General features: G+C 40.7%; 15 protein-coding genes. 9 read left to right on the top strand and 6 right to left on the bottom strand.

Annotated features, from left to right (window positions below):
• Positions 1 to 12: 12 nt before the first annotated feature.
• Positions 13 to 324, bottom strand: a complete 312-nt coding sequence (gene rpsJ / locus KQP93_RS01035) for a 30S ribosomal protein S10 (protein WP_002957900.1) — start codon at positions 322 to 324, stop codon at positions 13 to 15.
• 431 nt (positions 325 to 755) lie between these two features.
• On the opposite strand from rpsJ, the gene plsB reads away from it, so the two are divergent.
• Positions 756 to 3,206, top strand: a complete 2,451-nt coding sequence (gene plsB / locus KQP93_RS01030; protein WP_217875520.1) for a glycerol-3-phosphate 1-O-acyltransferase PlsB — start codon at positions 756 to 758, stop codon at positions 3,204 to 3,206.
• On the opposite strand, the gene tesB is transcribed toward plsB, so the two are convergent.
• On the bottom strand, positions 3,203 to 4,060 hold the full coding sequence (gene tesB / locus KQP93_RS01025) for an acyl-CoA thioesterase II (protein ID WP_054552365.1): 858 nt from the start codon (positions 4,058 to 4,060) through the stop codon (positions 3,203 to 3,205). The two genes, plsB and tesB, sit on opposite strands and share 4 nt — an antisense overlap.
• Before the next feature lie 79 nt (positions 4,061 to 4,139).
• On the opposite strand from tesB, the gene KQP93_RS01020 reads away from it, so the two are divergent.
• Together KQP93_RS01020 and KQP93_RS01015 are read left to right on the top strand one after the other, a co-directional pair.
• Complete coding sequence (locus KQP93_RS01020) at positions 4,140 to 4,601, top strand: EVE domain-containing protein (RefSeq protein ID WP_217875519.1); 462 nt, start codon at positions 4,140 to 4,142, stop codon at positions 4,599 to 4,601.
• Between the two features lie 86 nt (positions 4,602 to 4,687).
• Positions 4,688 to 5,719: a hypothetical protein gene (locus KQP93_RS01015; protein ID WP_063529763.1), complete on the top strand. Its 1,032-nt coding sequence runs from the start codon at positions 4,688 to 4,690 to the stop codon at positions 5,717 to 5,719.
• A 26-nt stretch (positions 5,720 to 5,745) separates the two neighbouring features.
• Here the strand turns inward: KQP93_RS01015 and KQP93_RS01010 are convergent, their stop codons facing one another.
• A complete protein-coding gene (locus KQP93_RS01010) occupies positions 5,746 to 5,958 on the bottom strand; it encodes a hypothetical protein (RefSeq protein ID WP_054563926.1) in 213 nt (70 codons plus the stop codon).
• A 6-nt stretch (positions 5,959 to 5,964) separates the two neighbouring features.
• Positions 5,965 to 7,029, bottom strand: coding sequence for a potassium channel family protein (locus KQP93_RS01005; RefSeq protein ID WP_217875518.1), 1,065 nt, complete (start codon positions 7,027 to 7,029; stop codon positions 5,965 to 5,967).
• A 145-nt stretch (positions 7,030 to 7,174) separates the two neighbouring features.
• Between KQP93_RS01005 and KQP93_RS01000 the strand changes: the two genes are divergently transcribed.
• The 4 genes from KQP93_RS01000 (at position 7,175) to KQP93_RS00985 (ending at position 10,890) form a co-directional block, all read left to right on the top strand.
• A complete protein-coding gene (locus tag KQP93_RS01000) occupies positions 7,175 to 8,128 on the top strand; it encodes a chemotaxis protein CheV (protein ID WP_217875517.1) in 954 nt (317 codons plus the stop codon).
• A gap of 115 nt (positions 8,129 to 8,243) precedes the next feature.
• The gene (locus tag KQP93_RS00995; protein ID WP_217875516.1) at positions 8,244 to 9,554 is read left to right on the top strand and encodes a short-chain fatty acid transporter; all 1,311 of its coding nucleotides are present in this window, start codon (positions 8,244 to 8,246) and stop codon (positions 9,552 to 9,554) included.
• A gap of 100 nt (positions 9,555 to 9,654) precedes the next feature.
• A complete protein-coding gene (locus KQP93_RS00990; RefSeq protein ID WP_217875515.1) occupies positions 9,655 to 10,194 on the top strand; it encodes a hypothetical protein in 540 nt (179 codons plus the stop codon).
• Between the two features lie 171 nt (positions 10,195 to 10,365).
• The gene (locus tag KQP93_RS00985) at positions 10,366 to 10,890 is read left to right on the top strand and encodes a hypothetical protein (RefSeq protein WP_217875514.1); all 525 of its coding nucleotides are present in this window, start codon (positions 10,366 to 10,368) and stop codon (positions 10,888 to 10,890) included.
• A 173-nt stretch (positions 10,891 to 11,063) separates the two neighbouring features.
• Here the strand turns inward: KQP93_RS00985 and KQP93_RS00980 are convergent, their stop codons facing one another.
• Positions 11,064 to 12,080, bottom strand: coding sequence for a metalloprotease (locus tag KQP93_RS00980; RefSeq protein WP_217875513.1), 1,017 nt, complete (start codon positions 12,078 to 12,080; stop codon positions 11,064 to 11,066).
• A 175-nt stretch (positions 12,081 to 12,255) separates the two neighbouring features.
• On the opposite strand from KQP93_RS00980, the gene KQP93_RS00975 reads away from it, so the two are divergent.
• Positions 12,256 to 13,476, top strand: coding sequence for an EAL domain-containing response regulator (locus KQP93_RS00975; protein ID WP_217875512.1), 1,221 nt, complete (start codon positions 12,256 to 12,258; stop codon positions 13,474 to 13,476).
• Here KQP93_RS00975 and KQP93_RS00970 read toward each other — a convergent pair.
• Positions 13,473 to 14,537, bottom strand: a complete 1,065-nt coding sequence (locus KQP93_RS00970) for a hemolysin family protein (protein WP_217875511.1) — start codon at positions 14,535 to 14,537, stop codon at positions 13,473 to 13,475. The two genes, KQP93_RS00975 and KQP93_RS00970, sit on opposite strands and share 4 nt — an antisense overlap.
• A gap of 144 nt (positions 14,538 to 14,681) precedes the next feature.
• On the opposite strand from KQP93_RS00970, the gene KQP93_RS00965 reads away from it, so the two are divergent.
• Positions 14,682 to 17,177 carry an alpha/beta hydrolase family protein gene (locus tag KQP93_RS00965; RefSeq protein ID WP_217875510.1) on the top strand — a complete coding sequence of 832 codons (2,496 nt, stop codon included), beginning with the start codon at positions 14,682 to 14,684 and terminating at the stop codon, positions 17,175 to 17,177.
• The last annotated feature ends 36 nt before the right edge of the window (positions 17,178 to 17,213 follow it).

The following is a 17,213-nucleotide window of genomic DNA, read 5'->3' as shown; positions in this document are numbered from 1 at the left end:
CTAATCTTCCGATTAACCCAGGCTGATTTGAACATCAACACCAGCAGCAAGATCTAAACGCATTAGAGCGTCAACAGTCTTGTCAGTTGGTTCTACGATGTCGATCAGACGTTTATGGGTGCGGATTTCGTACTGATCACGCGCGTCTTTGTTAACGTGCGGTGAAGTTAGTACAGTAAAACGTTCAAAGCGTGTAGGTAGTGGGATTGGACCACGTACTTGTGCGCCAGTGCGTTTCGCAGTTTCCACGATTTCCGCCGTTGATTGGTCAATCAAACGGTGGTCAAAAGCTTTTAGGCGAATACGAATGCGTTGATTTGACATTCTTAAACCTCAATATAAAGAGCATTTAAAAAGAGCATAAAAAAACGACCGAAACAATCTTAATAACTAAGATGTCGGCTGCTTTCTTATATCTACGATGAATTCCAAATCGGAATTCCTGTTTATTAGCTTGAAATCCAAGCTTAATTTTTCCTTCCAAGTTCCCGAGGGAATTTTGAAAGCCTGCGTATTATAGATAGATTGGTGATAAATGCAACAACTATTTTGAAAATCTCAAAGGTCTAAATTAAATTTTGTTTAATTTTCGAACTTTATCAATAACATTAGCGTCTTTAAATTATACTTGTGCGAGTAAAGAGGCTAGAAAATCGCTTTTAAATGGTCAGTCCAGTTAATAATTGTTATTCTATGCCGCTTATTTTTGACCACTCTCGGTCTATTTAATATCTACTAATAACTTTGGTGAGTTGATGCGTATCATTAATCGTTGTTTAAATTTCATTTCTGCCGGTATGAACCGCTTGTTTGTAAAAAGTAAGGTGCTGCCAGAAAATCCGATTGAACAATACAATCTAAACCCAGCCAACCCAACCTTCTATATTGTTAGGCTTAATGCGCGCTCTGATTTAGCGGCATTGGCGCGGGTATGTAAAAAATACGGCTTACCTAATCCAACCGAAGAGCAGTTATTAGGTAATGCAGAACTTGATCGCTTTATCGGTATTCAAAACCCACCACCGCTATTTGGTAACAAAAGCAAACCAAGCAATGCCCTGCAGCAAGGCAAACAAATTATTGACCACCTAATGCAATCAGGTGAGAAAAACGTCCAAGTGATCCCGGTGACGATTTTATGGGGTCGTAATCCAGGTAAAGAAAAGCCAGGTTTAGGTACTTTGGTGTCTCATTCATTAACACCCAGCTGGTTTCGTAAATTCTTTGTGTTGCTATTTTCTGGGCGCGATAATTTTATCCGCTTTAGTCAGCCGCTCGATTTATCGTTATTGGTCAATGAAAAAGCAGAGGTTGATGAGCTACCGCATAAACTATTACGTGTAGCCCGCGTGCACTTCCGTCGTCAAAAATTGGCAGCGACAGGTCCGAAAATGCCATCACGTGAACAGCTATTTAATTCGCTACTTGCCTCACCAACAATAAAAAAAGCAATTCAAATAGAAGCGAAAGAAAAAAACATCAGCCAAGAGCAAGCTCGCCAAAATGCGCTGAAGCTACTTGATGAGATTGCCGCCAATTATAGCGATGCCACCATTCGTGTTGCAGACCGTATTTTAACTTGGCTATGGAATAAGCTTTATAACGGTATTGATATTAAGTTTTCTGAGCAAGTGCATGAGCTTACAGATAAAGGCCACGAGATTATCTATATGCCATGTCACCGATCGCATATGGATTACTTATTGCTGACCTATTCTATTTACCATTTAGGGTTAGTTCCGCCACATATCGCTGCGGGTATCAACTTAAACTTCTTCCCAGCAGGGGGGATTTTCCGCCGCAGTGGTGCTTTCTTTATTCGCCGCTCATTCGCGGGCAATAAACTGTATTCGTCAGTATTTAAAGAGTACCTGAGCCAGTTATTTATCAAAGGCTATTCAGTAAAGTTTTACACTGAAGGTGGTCGTAGCCGTACTGGTCGCTTGTTACCGCCAAAAACAGGTATGCTCGCTATGACATTACAAGCCATGTTACGTGGCATAGACCGCCCTATTTCAATTGTGCCTGTATACATTGGTTATGAGCACGTAATGGAAATTAATACTTACTTAAAAGAGCTTGCCGGTAATGATAAAAAAGGTGAGTCGGTATTAGGTATCTTTAAGGCAATTAAAAACCTGAAAAACTATGGTCGTGGTTATTTAAACTTTGGCGACCCTATATCGATAAACCAATACCTTAATGATCAACAACCTGATTGGCGCGAGTCGATTCACCCAACTGATGTTCAGAAACCACAATGGCTTGGACCGCAGGTCGCTAACCTCGCTGATAAGGTAATGGTTAATATTAATAGCGCCGCTGCACTCAATGCTGTCAATCTACTCGCGATGATTTTACTGGTTAATGATAAACACGCGCTAAGTAAGCCTAAGTTGATTGCTCAGCTTGAGTTTTATTTACATTTACAGCGTAGCGCAAGCTACAGTGAAAAAGTGACCACACCAGACGAAAGCGCCGAGCAGCTACTAGAGCATGCACTTAAACTTAATAAGTTTGATGTTATCAGTGATGAGTTTGGTGAAATTATCGCGATTAACGATAAAGAAAAAACACTGTTCAACTACTACCGTAATAACGTGTTGCACTTATTTGCAGTGCCGAGCTTATTGGCGCTGCATCTATTCAAAGCACATCAAACTACCTTGGCTGATTGCCAAGCTTTGATTGCACGTTTTTACCCACTGTTTGCCAAAGAGTGGTTCTTGCATGAGTTAGATGAAAACTATATTACTCGCGTACTCGCAAGCTTCGTTGATCAAGACCTGATTGAAATTGATGGCGATAATATCAAGATCACTAACAGCAACGACTGCTTAGCGAAACTCGAAATGCTCGGTCGTGCCCTAAGCTTAACATTGCAACGTTACGCTATCGTGGTTGGTTTTATTCAAACTAGCAGTGGTATTGAGCGTGAAGAACTTGAACATGAAAGCCAAGTGTTAGCAGAGCGCTTAGGCACCTTGCACGGCATTAAAACCCCTGAGTTCTTCGACAAAAAAGTACTTATTGGTTTTATTTCAAGCTTGCGAGAGCAAAAGCTAATTACCGAAACAGAGCAAGGCTTAACGGGCAGCAATGAGCTGTGTGAAGTGTATTTATATCTTAAAGCATTGCTGCCAGCACGGGTCTGGCAGTCAATTGACGATATAGTGCAAAGCCAAGCTCAGCACGTAAAAGATTAACGCTGACGCATGACCCCTTCTTGGATCGTTGAGGCAACCAAATTGCCTTGACGGTCAAAGAACTGACCTCGCACCAAACCACGACCAGAGCTCGCACTTGGGCTATCAATCGAATATAAAATCCAATCGTCTAGTCTAAACGGGCGGTGAAACCACATTGCATGGTCAATCGTCGCAACCTGCATATTCGGCTGCATAAACGATACGCCGTGCGGCTGTAATGCAGTTGGTAAAAATTCAAAGTCAGATGCGTACGCAAGTAAGTAATTATGAATACGCTGATCGTCAGGCATCTCACCATTAGCTTTAAACCAAATATGCTTAACTGGCTCCATCACTTGTGGTTTGAATGGGTTATGAAAGGTCACAGGGCGCATTTCAATTGGCACTTCTCGGATGAACTTATTTCGAATTGGTTCAGGAATAAGCTCTGCATTTGCTTGGTAAAATTCAAGCGATGACTTTAATTCTTCAGGCTGAGGTACATCAGGCATCTGCGCTTGGTGTGATAAGCCCTCTTCTTCTCCTTGGAAAGAAGCGGTCATGTAAAAAATCGGCTTACCATATTGAATTGCTTTTACACGGCGAGTACTAAAACTTTTACCATCACGGATATTCTCTACATCATAGACAATCGGCTTTGCAGCATCACCTGGGCGCAAAAAGTAAGAGTGTAAAGAGTGAACAATACGCCCTTGTGGTAATGTTTCTTTTGCGGCAGATAGAGCTTGGCCCATTACTTGGCCACCGAATACAGCTCTAAATCCTAAATCTTGGCTTTGCCCGCGATACAAGCCTTGCTCAATCTCTTCTAACGACATTAATGACAGTAGGTCATCTAATACTTGGCTCATTTATATATCCTCAATCCCGACAAGCGTTTAATGATACTATAGACTAATTGGAAGTAAATCTTTGTAAGAGCACCTCATTATGGCTTATTGGCTTTTTAAAACCGAACCCGATGCATTTTCAATTGATGATCTAAAAAACGCACCTGAGCAAACCTCTATGTGGGATGGCGTGCGTAATTATCAAGCCCGCAACTTTCTTCGCGATGGTATCAAGCATGGTGACTTGGTAATGATTTATCATTCAAGTTGTAAACAGGTGGGTGTTGCTGGTATCGCTACGGTGACTCGCGAAGCTTATGCCGACCCAACACAGTTTGATTTAAATAGCGATTACTACGACGCCAAAGCAACTGCTGATAACCCGCGCTGGTTTGTAGTCGATGTGCAATATCAATCACACCTTAAAAAGCTAGTTAGCCTGCAAGCAATTAAAGCCAATGAGTCAATTACCGAAATCGCTCTTAAAAAAGGCGGCCGATTGTCAGTAATGCCTGTCACCGAACATGACTGGCAACAGATCATCGCAATGAGCGAGCGATAAGCATATAAAGTAGCGGCCATTTTTAATTAGCTGCTATTTTTGCTATAATATTGCCCCTTTATTTTAGAGATAACGTGGGGGGATGTATGAAATTATTGTATTGGTTAGAGGAATGGACCAATCTCCCACGCGATGAGCAACAAAGCCTTGTTCCTATGACTGGTGGTGATTTGCTCGGTGATGTTTATGTGAAATACCATATCATTGATGCCAATAAGCCCCTGCTAATTACCTTCTCTCCTGCTGGAACAAATTATCAAGAACATGATATCACTGATGATTTTTCGCCTTGGGCTTATAAGCTCGCGAAAAAGCAAGATGTGAATATTATCGCCTTTCAACATTTAGGCATTAGCAACTGGTTTAGGCACCGTAATCTGTTGTTTTTCATTGAGCAGCTAGCACCACTGATTGGCGGGTTCAAAGAGCGGTTAGGTTATGGATTGAGTCGAGGAGGCTTTGCCGTTGGCGCCTTTGCCAATCTATTAAAGCTTGATAAAGTCTTGCTCTTTCACCCTGTTAGTACAAAAAATAAAGAAAAAGCGCCATGGGATGATCGTTCAAGTACCGACATCGCGCAAAAATTTGATTGGAACGGTGACTACCACGATTTAGATTTAGGCCATGCAAAGGGTTATATTATTTACGACCCAACGAATCGCATCGACCGAGCTCATGCTAAACGTTACCCGCAACTAACCCACTTACGCGTGTTTGGTATGGGCCATAGTGTTCATGCAACATATTTAAATAAGTTTGGCTTTTATAAAGATGTTGCTGTTGATTTTATTAGCCACCAGCAAGTTGATATAGCCCAATTCCGCCAGCAAACCAAAACGCTGCGCTTTAAAGAAGACTATTATCGTCGCCTAAATAAGGCAAATAAGAGTTCGCCACATCGTTTAGCCTTACTAAGCACCGCTCATACAATTTTAGCTGAAGAAAAAGCCGAGCACATGCAAGAGCAAAAAGATGCGATTGATGTGCAACCGCTGATTGATGTTGCAATCAAACATCAAGATGAGCACCCAAACGATGCTATTAAGGTCTTAGAAGTGGCTCAGCAACTCTCACCCGATGATCCTGTGATAGATCATAAACTAAAACAGTTGAAGTGATACAGCTGCTGTCAGCTTTAGGTCAGTTAACCCTTAGGTTTTACTTTACGGTGTTTTTTGACCCGTCCGTGTTTAGGGATGATTGTTAAGTACATTACTAAAGCTAACCACGAAAAGAAGATGATACCGATTAACCAAGCATTCTTTTCGTGCCCTTGAGTGCGTTTACTATTGAGCACAATGACCACAGGTAAAATGTAGGCACTGAGTACAATAATTAAAAACACAACTTCATTCATAGATCATCAAACCAACGCAGACCAATCAACTTCGTCACTCAAAACACGCTCCGCAGCAATATAATGCAAAATATCTCCCTCACTTACTACATAATCAAGTGGCGGGTTTAAGTCCATATTTTTTGCACTCAAATTATGTGCTACACCCAGTAATATAGCATCATGACTATATTTAAAGTGATGAAACAGCTTACCAAACTCCATTGCTTGCACGCCTTTTGGAATTGGTAAACTAAATTGAGTATCCCCATGTAGTGTCGATAACAGCTCTTCTTGCACACGGCTTGAGCCTGGGTCTTGCATTGAACGCACTAAGATCTCGGCTGACTTAGCACTGCTACATTCTACATTGTGGCAATGCTCATGTAGCATTTCGATTTTAGTTTCATCATCAAAGTGCGCACTAATGTGGCACTGTTCATTGACCAACTTGCTAATGCGCAGGGCTGTTGTAAACGTTTGGTCATCGTCTTGGCCATCAATAATAATTTTGTCGGCGCGATCAATGGCAATTCTTTTCAACTCATCTAAATCAGTAAAGCTACTTAGACGAGCAAAATCAACCATCGGGTTTGCTAAAAACGGATGTTCCATTTGCTCAGTAACCGCCAATAAAATACGACGGTCTAAACGTTTATGATCGGCCAAGATATAGTCAACCATCTTTTTAGTACGTGTATCATGCCAACCAAAGATAATAATGTGATTGTTTATATGTGCGAAGCTTTTATCACCGGTCATAGCGCGCCTAATTAAATAAGTTACTGTTTGCCCTGTTTTTCCTAACAGAACGCCAAATAATGCTAAACCAAAAGGTATTTGCAGTAATGCGACAATCCAACGGCCAAGCTCGGTGCTCGCGCTAAAATCGCCATAGCCAACTGTAGATGTAGTTACTACATAATAATAAAAATAAGTACTAAGTGGTGTGAGCGCCTGCTCTCCTGCAAGCAAAAGCAGCCACCAAATAAGTAACATATGCAAAAGCGTAGTAAATACAACAGCCTGCCAACTTACTTGATCAATGTGACTGCGAATAAGTACCACTAAACGATTAAATATATGATGCATAATCCTTGCGATTTATAGTGGAAGAAATTATCGATACGGTACTGTAATGCTTGCACTTTGGCAACTGATGGAAAATTACTAATGCATGTCGATGAAAAATGATAGTAGACTATACTATCTCTGTATTAGGTGTTTAGGGTGAAATATGTCAGGTGTTCTTGCTTCCGTCGATAAGCGTACGCAACTGGTCGGTGAAAACCGCTTAGAGCTTTTACTATTTTACCTACACAGTCGCCACTTATTCGCTCTCAATGTGTTTAAAGTTAAAGAAGTGGTGAAGTTACCGCAAATTAGCAAAATTCCTCACGCCCACCCTAAAGTTTCTGGGGTTGTAAATATTCGTGGCGAATCAATTCCAGTGATTGATTTGCGCAGAGCGATAAACATGCCTGATGCTAAACACATCGAAGATACAAACCTCGTTATCACCGAGTACAATCGTACCGTGCAAGGCTTTTTAATTGGGAAAGTTGATCAAATCATTAATATGACGTGGTCAGATATCATGCCGCCGCCAACGGCAATTGGTAAAAATCACTATCTAACAGCCTTAACGAAAGTAAAACGCGATGGCCAAGAGCAGCTGGTTGAAATTATCGACGTAGAAAAGGTGCTCGCCGAAATCGTTGAGTACGAAGTCCAAATATCTGAAGACATTCTAGATAAAAGCATCGTGAACGAGTTTGCAGGCCGCAAAATTCTTCACGCTGATGATTCGCCAACTGCTCGTAAGCAAGTAAGCGATACCTTGTCGCAACTTGGTATCGAAATCATACCGGCTCGTAACGGACTTGAAGCACTCGAAATGCTAAAAGGCTGGGCTGATCAAGGCAAAGATGTTGAGAAAGAGTTACTCATGGTGATCACCGATGCTGAAATGCCAGCAATGGATGGCTACCGTTTAACACACGAAATTCGTAACGACAGCCGAATGAAGAACCTACATATTGTGCTTAATACATCTTTGAGTGGTAGCTTTAACCAAGCTTTAGTTGAGAAGGTTGGTTGTAATGCCTTCTTATCAAAGTTCCAGCCAATACTGTTAGTAGAAGAAGTTCAAGCCCGCTTAAAAGCCGTGCTAGAGCAAGATTCACAGTAAGCACTTTTAGCATCTGTTTTTAAAGGTATAAGCTAAAGCAACGACGTCGCAATTTGCCAATCATCGTTAATCATGATTTATTGGCATTATCGATTCGACGACAACAATAAAAACTATGCTAAATCGCGTTGCTAAACCATTCACTAAACTAGTAGAGCGTTATCTACCCGACCCGTTTGTATTTGTTATATTACTCACCTTGCTGAGCTTTATCGTTGCGAGCCTCTTTACGCCGTCAACGCCCACGCAAGTGCTCGCGGCTTGGGGTGGTGGATTTTGGAACCTATTACAATTTGCCATGCAAATGCTGCTAGTACTGCTAACGGGCTACATGCTAGCGAGTACCCCGGTGATGCGCAGTATACTCAACAAACTCGCGACTCTTGCCAACAGCCCTGCTAAAGCGATCATACTCGTTACGCTCGTGTCTTTATTAGCAAGCTGGCTAAATTGGGGCTTTGGTTTAGTGATTGGCGCTTTGTTCGCCAAAGCAATTGCGAAACATACCCGCGTTGATTACCGTTTGTTAGTGGCCAGTGCCTATTCGGGTTTTATTGTTTGGCATGGCGGCTTAGCCGGTTCAGTGCCGCTGACAATCGCAACCGATGGCCACTTTGCAGAGCAAAGTATTGGGGTAATAGGCACCGAAAACACGATTTTTGCGGCATTTAACATCGCTATTGTTGTGGGCTTGTTTATTATCATGCCGCTGGTAAATCGCTATATGTTGCCAAGCGAAAAAGACAGCGTTTATGTTGACCCTGCAAAGCTTGAAGATGAATCAAAGCAAGCAGATACATCTACCCGCCCTGCCGAAGTAATTGAACATAGTCGTTTGCTTGGTATGGGGATAGGTGCCTTTGGTCTTGCCTATTTATTCTATTATTTTGTGCTAAACGGAGGCGGCTTAAACTTAAATAGCGTAATCGCTATTTTCTTATTTAGCGCAATTTTACTGCATCAAACGCCGCATAATTTACTTAGCAGCTTACAGCAAGCAATCCCTAGTGGCGCTGGTATTGTGATTCAATTTCCCTTTTATGCGGGGATCATGGCCATTATGGTAAAAACGGGACTTGCTCAACAAATATCGGAAGGGTTTATTGCCATTGCAACAGCCGAAACGCTGCCATTTTGGAGCTTTTTAAGCGCAGGATTTGTGAATATATTTGTGCCGTCAGGCGGCGGCCAATGGGCAGTGCAAGCGCCGATTGTCATTCCTGCAGCACAAACACTTGGCGCGGATATGCCACGGGTTGCTATGGCTGTCGCATGGGGCGATGCTTGGACTAACCTTATTCAGCCGTTCTGGGCACTCCCCGTACTTGCTATTGCCGGCTTAAAAGCCAAAGACATCATGGGCTTTTGTCTTGTGCAGCTGATCATCACAGGCGTGTTTATATCGTTAATGCTGAGTTTTTATTAATAAAAGTCCCTTATTCAGAACCATATTACGTATTGACTATACATGTAAACTAAGCAAAACTAGGAACAAATGTTAGTAAATAAATTTAAAAGGAACTTAAATGAATATTAGCGAATTACCTTATTCCTTACCAAAAACACCTAAAGCGCAATGCCAATATCTTGCTCGTATATGTTCTATTAGTTTACATAAGCTAAGTAACAACCACCAAGAGGAATCTGAAGCAATAGCAAGCGTTATTATTTATAGACACTTAAGCAGTAATCAAAAAATAGAAGCCATGCGCTTAATTCAAACCCTAAATAACAAGCCACTAATGGCTAAACTAATCGAAAAAGTAACAGATGTCATTGTTAATCCTCAATGGGGAATTTGGTCACTATCCAATACAGAACTGTTAAAAGACCAAAAATTTCACGATATGGTGAATTCATATGCTGGAATTCTAGGTGCTTCAATTTCTGCTGCAAGTGCTAAAGAATTAGCATCGACAATATGGAAAACTAAAAAAGTGTCTAGGGGGGGCTGGATTACCATCGTTATGTGGGGCTCTTTATATTTCAATGCCACAGAGTTGAACAAGGCAAACCAAGAAATATCGAATAGAAGTAAACTTTTAGATTCAGTGCACTACAACTAATGAAGACTATACTTCCTATTTTTGTATATCTAATAAACTTTGTGGGTTGCATACTCGTTTATAGCTATGCAACCAGTTTCCATAAAGATATTATTTTTTATATTATCCTTTTCTTAGCTAATGCCCAAGGGATTTACTACGGGTATAAATTTTCTAAAATTAAGAATAAAGATGAAAAGAATTAAAATATTATTTTTATATTTATTAATATCTCAATTTAATTTAGCTTATGCGTCACCAATAGATAGATGTAATGCTGACAACCTTGGATTTTCTTTCAACTCATCTTTTAACGAAGATATGTTCGATAAAAAAGAAATGAAAAGATATATTTCAGTCGAAGATAAAAATTTTGCATGGGCTTTCTCATTTTCAGAGTTATCCCAAAACAGTATTTTACGAAACAGTACTGGCACTATAATTTCTAAAGAGGAAATAGTTTATACCAACTTTAGTAAATTTTTAAAAAGTGAATTATTTCTCACAATTGAAAATGAAAAGTTTGTTAAAGATAAATATATGGAAATTAAAACAAGCTTTGAGAATAAAAACAGGGTTATATTTTTTATAAAATTAAATAAATACAGAAAAAAAGAGTACTTAACTAAGTTAATTATCACAGCTAAGAGTAGCCTACCATTCAGTGAGGGTGACTATAACAAAGTTGATAGCTTTTTTAACTTTTGTGTTTTTTGATATGAAAACTATAGCCTAGTTAGAATAGGCTATAGCTATACTGACAGTTCCTTGATTAAAGCATTTTCTCTTACTTTTATATGAATGTTGTAAGCTAACCTGACTCCAAAAATTACTTTAAATAAATTGCCACTTCTCTAAAAAAGTACTCACAAAATGTCCGTATTTAATACTTAATTCGATAAAATCTTCATTGGTAAGCTTAAGATTGGGCTTTCTGAATCAGCAAAATGCATCATCACTGCAACGTGACCTGCAACAACCAGTGCGTACATTACCGCTGAAAAACCTTGTCCGTAAGTATCGAGAGGGATGAGGTGTGAGTAGTGACGTCCGCGCCACTCAAAGATAATCTCAAGTGCCCCTACAAATAAGAAAAACACCAGTAGCATCAAGCCGAAGGTATAGCTTAACCACAAGCCAAATAACACACCTAATAAGCACACACTAAGGCCTATCCATGAACGCATCGAAAAACTAATGCTTTTAAGTACATGACCACCATCTAAGGGCAAAATAGGTAACAAGTTAAATAGGTTTAACAACGCACTGAGTACTGCCACACCAGCGAATATTTCCATTTCAGTGGCGTAGTAAAGCACCACTCCCAGTACTGAGGTAATTAAGCCAAAAGCAGGTCCCATGAGTGATATCACCACGTCTTGCCATCGCGTGGTAATTTTATCATCAGAAACAGCTAACCCCCCCACAAATGGGATGAGGTAAATACCTTTAGTTTTAATGCCAAAATATTTCATCGCGCGCACATGACCATATTCATGCACCACCAAGCAAGCAATTAACATTAAGGCAAATTCAATGGAAAATAGCCACGCATAGCCTGCCACCGAAGCACCCGCTAAAGCCGCTTTCACAACTTTTGCACTTTTGAATAATTTAAAGCCCAGTGCCAGCAAACCAATAATGCCACGTTTTGGTTCTGCTTCTTGTAATTCAGGTAAAGCAAGTTGGCTCACCTGCTGCTGGTTAACAAAGATTGCTAAGCTTTTTTCGTGCACTTTACTAGTATCAAGGCCAATACGCTGCCCCTGAAAATCAAACTCATAAAGTTCTGACTCTGGATTATCGAAGGCAATTGCTTGTTGCTGATGAAAAAGCTGAATTAACTGTGAGCCGTTTAAATGCAAAATAAAGGTTTCATCTGCGAGGCTCAGCTGAAGTCTGACCATAGTTCTTATAAATACGAATAAAAAGTGCGGCTATTATACTGAGGCCTTACAAAATTACGAATTTCCTTTAGGTACAAGGAGGTATATTTTTCGCACCACAAAACAAGCAAAAAACATGACGAAATACAGTTTATCTACTACTTTTAACTATAGCGTTCTTGTTCATGGAGTGAATATGGTGAAGTCAAATAGACACATTCTTGTAGTGGATGACTCAAAAGCCATCCTGATTGTTATGCATGCCATTTTGAATGAGCTTGAGGTTCCGCACATCACAACCTGCCTAAGTGCAGAAGAAGCTTTAGAAAAAATAAAAAAAGCACCTCGATTCTTTGATGCAATTTTTACCGACCTCAATATGCCTGAAATGGATGGTATGGAGCTAATTCGTCACTTAGGTGCCATGAAGTACCAAGGTGCAATTGCCATTATTTCTGAGATGGATCCTAAAGTTATAGACCTTGCCGCAGACCTTGCTCGTAAGCATAACGCTCACTTAATTGGTAATGTCACTAAACCCGTACAACTTAATCAAGTCTATTTACTACTGCAAAAGCTTGAGCACTTTGCTATTCATGTTGAGCGTACAAAAACCCCTATTTCTGAGTCACTGCTACTACATGCCATCAGTCATAATGAGATTATTCCGTTTTATCAACCTAAGATAAATCGCCACGATAATCGGGTTGAAAGTATTGAGGTGCTTGCCCGTATCAACACAAGCCAAGCAGATGAAATTATCTTACCAGAGCGCTTCATTTGTATCGCTGAAGACCTAGATTTAATAAACCTTATTACTTTTCAATTATTTGAAAAAGCCACTAACGACTTTGCAGAAATCAAAGAGCAGTTTGATCCTAATTTAAAACTGGCATTTAACTTATCTCCTTCGCAACTCGAGGACTTAAGCTGCCCAGATAAACTGGCTTTAATACTGCACCTTAACAACCTAACACCCAGTGAAGTGATTTTAGAAATTACCGAACAGTATGCGCTTCGCAGCACTGCACAACTCGAAACACTCAACCGTTTACGAATGCGCGGTTTTGGTATTTCGCTTGATGACTTTGGTACAGGATTTACCAATGTTCAGCAGCTAAAAACGCTGCCGTTTACCGAAATTAAGATCGATCGCACCTTGATTAGCAATATTGAAACCGATCAGTTTTCCCAAGTGATTGTTAGTAGCTTGGTGAATATAGCGATACAAGAAGATCTCGCTATTGTGGCCGAAGGGATTGAACGAGTTGAAGAACTTGAATACCTCGACCGCTACAAAGAGTTTATTTTAATGCAGGGCTTTTTGCTGTGCCGCCCGAAAGCCAAAGAAGACTTTTTAAACTGGTCGCTCTCATGGCGGCAAATGGTAAAAACCGCAGCAGGACATCGCCGCTAAGGTTTACGCTTATCGTCACTGACGATGGTATTACTCGATGCTAAACGTTGTCGCCAACGCTGTTTGGCGACTTTTTGCATATTGGCTGATTGATCATGCTCATCAACAATTTCGAGCCCCATTAACGCTTCAATTAAATCTTCAAGAGTGACAATACCTTGCACATCACCGTATTCATCCACGACTAAACAAATATGCGTGCGCCCAGACAGTAAGGTTTCGAGCAAGGTCGGCACATGCAAGGTTTCTGGTACGGTGTAAATAGGCTTAACAAGCTTACTAATTTTATAGTCTTCACCTAAACGATGATATGCCAACATAATGTCATTTTTATGCACAAAACCAATAATGTCATCACCATTTTTGTCATAAACCAATACCCGAGAGAACGAAGAAGAACCATGCTCCGCTAAGTATTGATTTACGGTTAAATCCTTATGTACTTTAAAAAGCACCGTACGTGGTGTCATTAAGGTATCGAGTTTGGCATGACGAAAATGCAGCAGGCTACGAATGATTTCAGATTCATCTTGCCCAAGCGCTCCAGACTCAGTACCAATATCAGCCATGGCTTCAATCTCTTGGCGGATATAATAGGCTTCATCGTAATTACGCCCTAAAAAGCGCGTTAAAATATCTGCAAACCATACGAAAGGTTTTAGCATAAACACCAACCAAATTAGGCTCACACTAACAATGGGTGTTAATCCTCGCCAATAATTAGCCCCTAATGTTTTAGGGATAATTTCAGAAAGCACCAGTACCAATAACGTCATAATTGCAGAGGCAACGCCAACCGCAGCATCTGAAAACACCACTGCAGCTTGTGCGCCAACACCAGCGGCACCTGCTGTGTGCGCAATGGTATTTAACGTGAGAATTGCAGCTAAAGGTTGGTCTATATTGTCTTTAAGCTTACCAACACGTTTTGCCAATTGTGGTTGCTGTTTTCTAAGCATCGCAACATAACTTGGTGTAATACTTAACAGTACCGCCTCCATCACTGAGCACAAAAACGAAACCGCAATGGCAACAAACATATAAACAAGTAACAATGTCACTGTAAGCCCTCTTAAAAAGTTAACCTGCTCACCATAGCAATTGAAAACCACAAGCTCAAACCCGACTGCAATCTAACGCAGAGCACTTTTTGGGTAATTTGCAGCGTGCTATATTGGTTTAAATTACCTTCAACAGGCGAAACTATGACACTTTCAACTACTTGGCTAAGCCAATCAGCCAAGCTAAAAACAACATTCAGTGCATTAGCGTTATGTGCATTAAGTAATACAGCGATGGCCGCTGCCATTGATAAATCAGCGGTGCAATTTATTGGCCCTCTTGGCGAAGATATGCAACTTAAGCCATATCAAACGGATCATCGCGATGCCATTATTGCTAACCTATTACCTAGCTTGCAAAAAAGCAGCGATAACATACGTGTTTTTGGTAATGAGCTTGACTGGCAATCATTCGACAAAGTGAGTGCGCTAACACTCGGTGGTTTACAGGCACTCAAATTTACCGCCTCAACTGAACGTTTTAGCCAAGGTTCATTAACACTTAAAGGCATTGAAAACGCGCAGCTATTTATTGATGGTGAAAAGCAAACAGAAAAAAATAAAAGCTATGAGCTAGCTTTAAGCCAAGGCGATCATCAGTTTGTTATCATCACTGAGCAAGTAGCCAACTGGAATGAGGTTGAGCTTGATTTTACGGCTAAGTCAGAACTAGATACTGTGCAATTTAGCGCTAAACAACAACACGGTTTGTCTGCTAAGCAATTATTTGATGCGCCAACAGTCAGTTATATTTCAATGGCACCAAATGGCGATTACTTCATTACTAGCCAACGTCATTACGAAGATGCAAGCGCTAATCAAGCGCAATATGTTACTGAACTTAAAGACGCAAAAAACAATACACTTTATCGCTTTGAGTCAGCCCAACCAAGTAACATTACTTGGAGCCCAGATAGCAAAAGTTTAGTGTATTTATTAAATGGCGAGCTTAAGCGTTTAAACCTAAAAACCATGCAACTTAGCGTCATTGCTAAAAATCTAGCTGGTGCAAATGGCTTTCAGTTTTTTGATAACAACAGCTTAATTTTTAGTTGGTCAAAGTCTCCAACAGACAATGGCAAGCTCACTAAGCATTACCAAGGCCTGCAAGACCGTTGGTCTTATGCTCGTACCACATCGCAAGTCTATTTACTCGATATACCAACAGGTCTTAGCAAAATCTTAAGCCAAGGCCCACTTAGCCATTCACTTGAAGATTTTGACGCTAAAAGCGGTCGCGTCTTAATGAGCCACTCAGCACAAGCAATGCAGCTATCACCACAGCCAGCAACAGAACTTGTTGAGCTAAACCTAGCTACATCTGCTCTTACGGTACTTGGTCAATACAATACATTTAATCAGGCTAAATATACTGACGACGGAATTTATGTCACTGCCGGACCAGATTTTAATAACGGCTTAGGTCGTAACCTTCCTGAAGGGATGCTTGCTAATAACTATGACGGTCAACTTTACTTACTCAGCCGTGACGGTAAAAAAGCAAGCGCGCTAAGTAAGGAATTTAATCCGGCTATCGGCCAGTTAAATGTGCTTAAAAATGGTGATGCACTGATTAAAGTGACCGAGCAAGATACCGTACAACTTTATCAATTCGACTTAAGCAAAAAGCGTTTTAATAAAGTAAATACGGGTTTTGATGTTGTTGAGCAAGTTAGCTACTCACACGAACGCACCCCGCGCATTTTGGTTACCGGCACCACAGCGTCAACACCTCAGCAGTTAAAACAACTAAGCTTAGGTAAGAGCCGCGCTAAAGTAGTGTGGGATTCTGAGCCAATTGGCTATGAAAATACGCAAGTAGCCTCATTGGAAGAGTTTAACTTTACTAATAAAGATGGCATTGAAATTAAGGGTCGTGTTTATTTACCTCATGATTTAGATAGCAATAAGCAATATCCTGCACTGGTTTATTATTACGGCGGTACATCGCCAGTAACTCGTGGTTTTACCGGTCGCTACCCATTCAACCTATGGGCTGAGCATGGCTATGTTGTTTACGTTGTACAACCTACTGGCGCAACCGGCTTTGGCCAAGAGTTCTCAGCTAAACACGTCAACGCATGGGGTGAATATACCGCCAACGATATCATCGACGGTACAAAAGCCTTTTTAAATAAATATAGCTTTGTTGATAGTAAACGTGTGGGTAATTTAGGGGCCTCTTACGGTGGCTTTATGACCATGCTACTCGCAACTAAAACAGATATGTTCAGTGCATCGATTGCCCATGCAGGGATTTCAAATATCACCTCGTACTGGGGCCAAGGTTGGTGGGGTTACTTATACTCAGCTGAGGCATCTAAAAATAGCTACCCGTGGAACAACCCTACACTTTATAGCCAACACAGCCCGGTGTTTCATGCTGATAAAGTAACAACGCCGTTATTACTCCTTCATGGTGATTCAGACACCAATGTACCAGTTGGTGAAAGCCACAATATGTACACGGCATTAAAGTTATTAGGTAAAGATGTTGACCTGATTGAGTACAAAGATGCAGATCACCAAATTTTTGCTCGTGATAAACGCTTCGACTGGTGGAATACCATGTTGGCTTATTTCGATAAAAACTTAAAAGATCAGCCACAATGGTGGCAATATCTTTATCCTGAAAAGTAGATTAATCATTTGGCTGAGTACTGTGCGAGTGCTCAG

Source organism: Pseudoalteromonas shioyasakiensis (genome assembly GCF_019134595.1).
Classification (GTDB): Bacteria; Pseudomonadota; Gammaproteobacteria; order Enterobacterales; family Alteromonadaceae; genus Pseudoalteromonas; species Pseudoalteromonas shioyasakiensis_A.
This window is presented reverse-complemented; position numbering and strand designations above follow the sequence as displayed.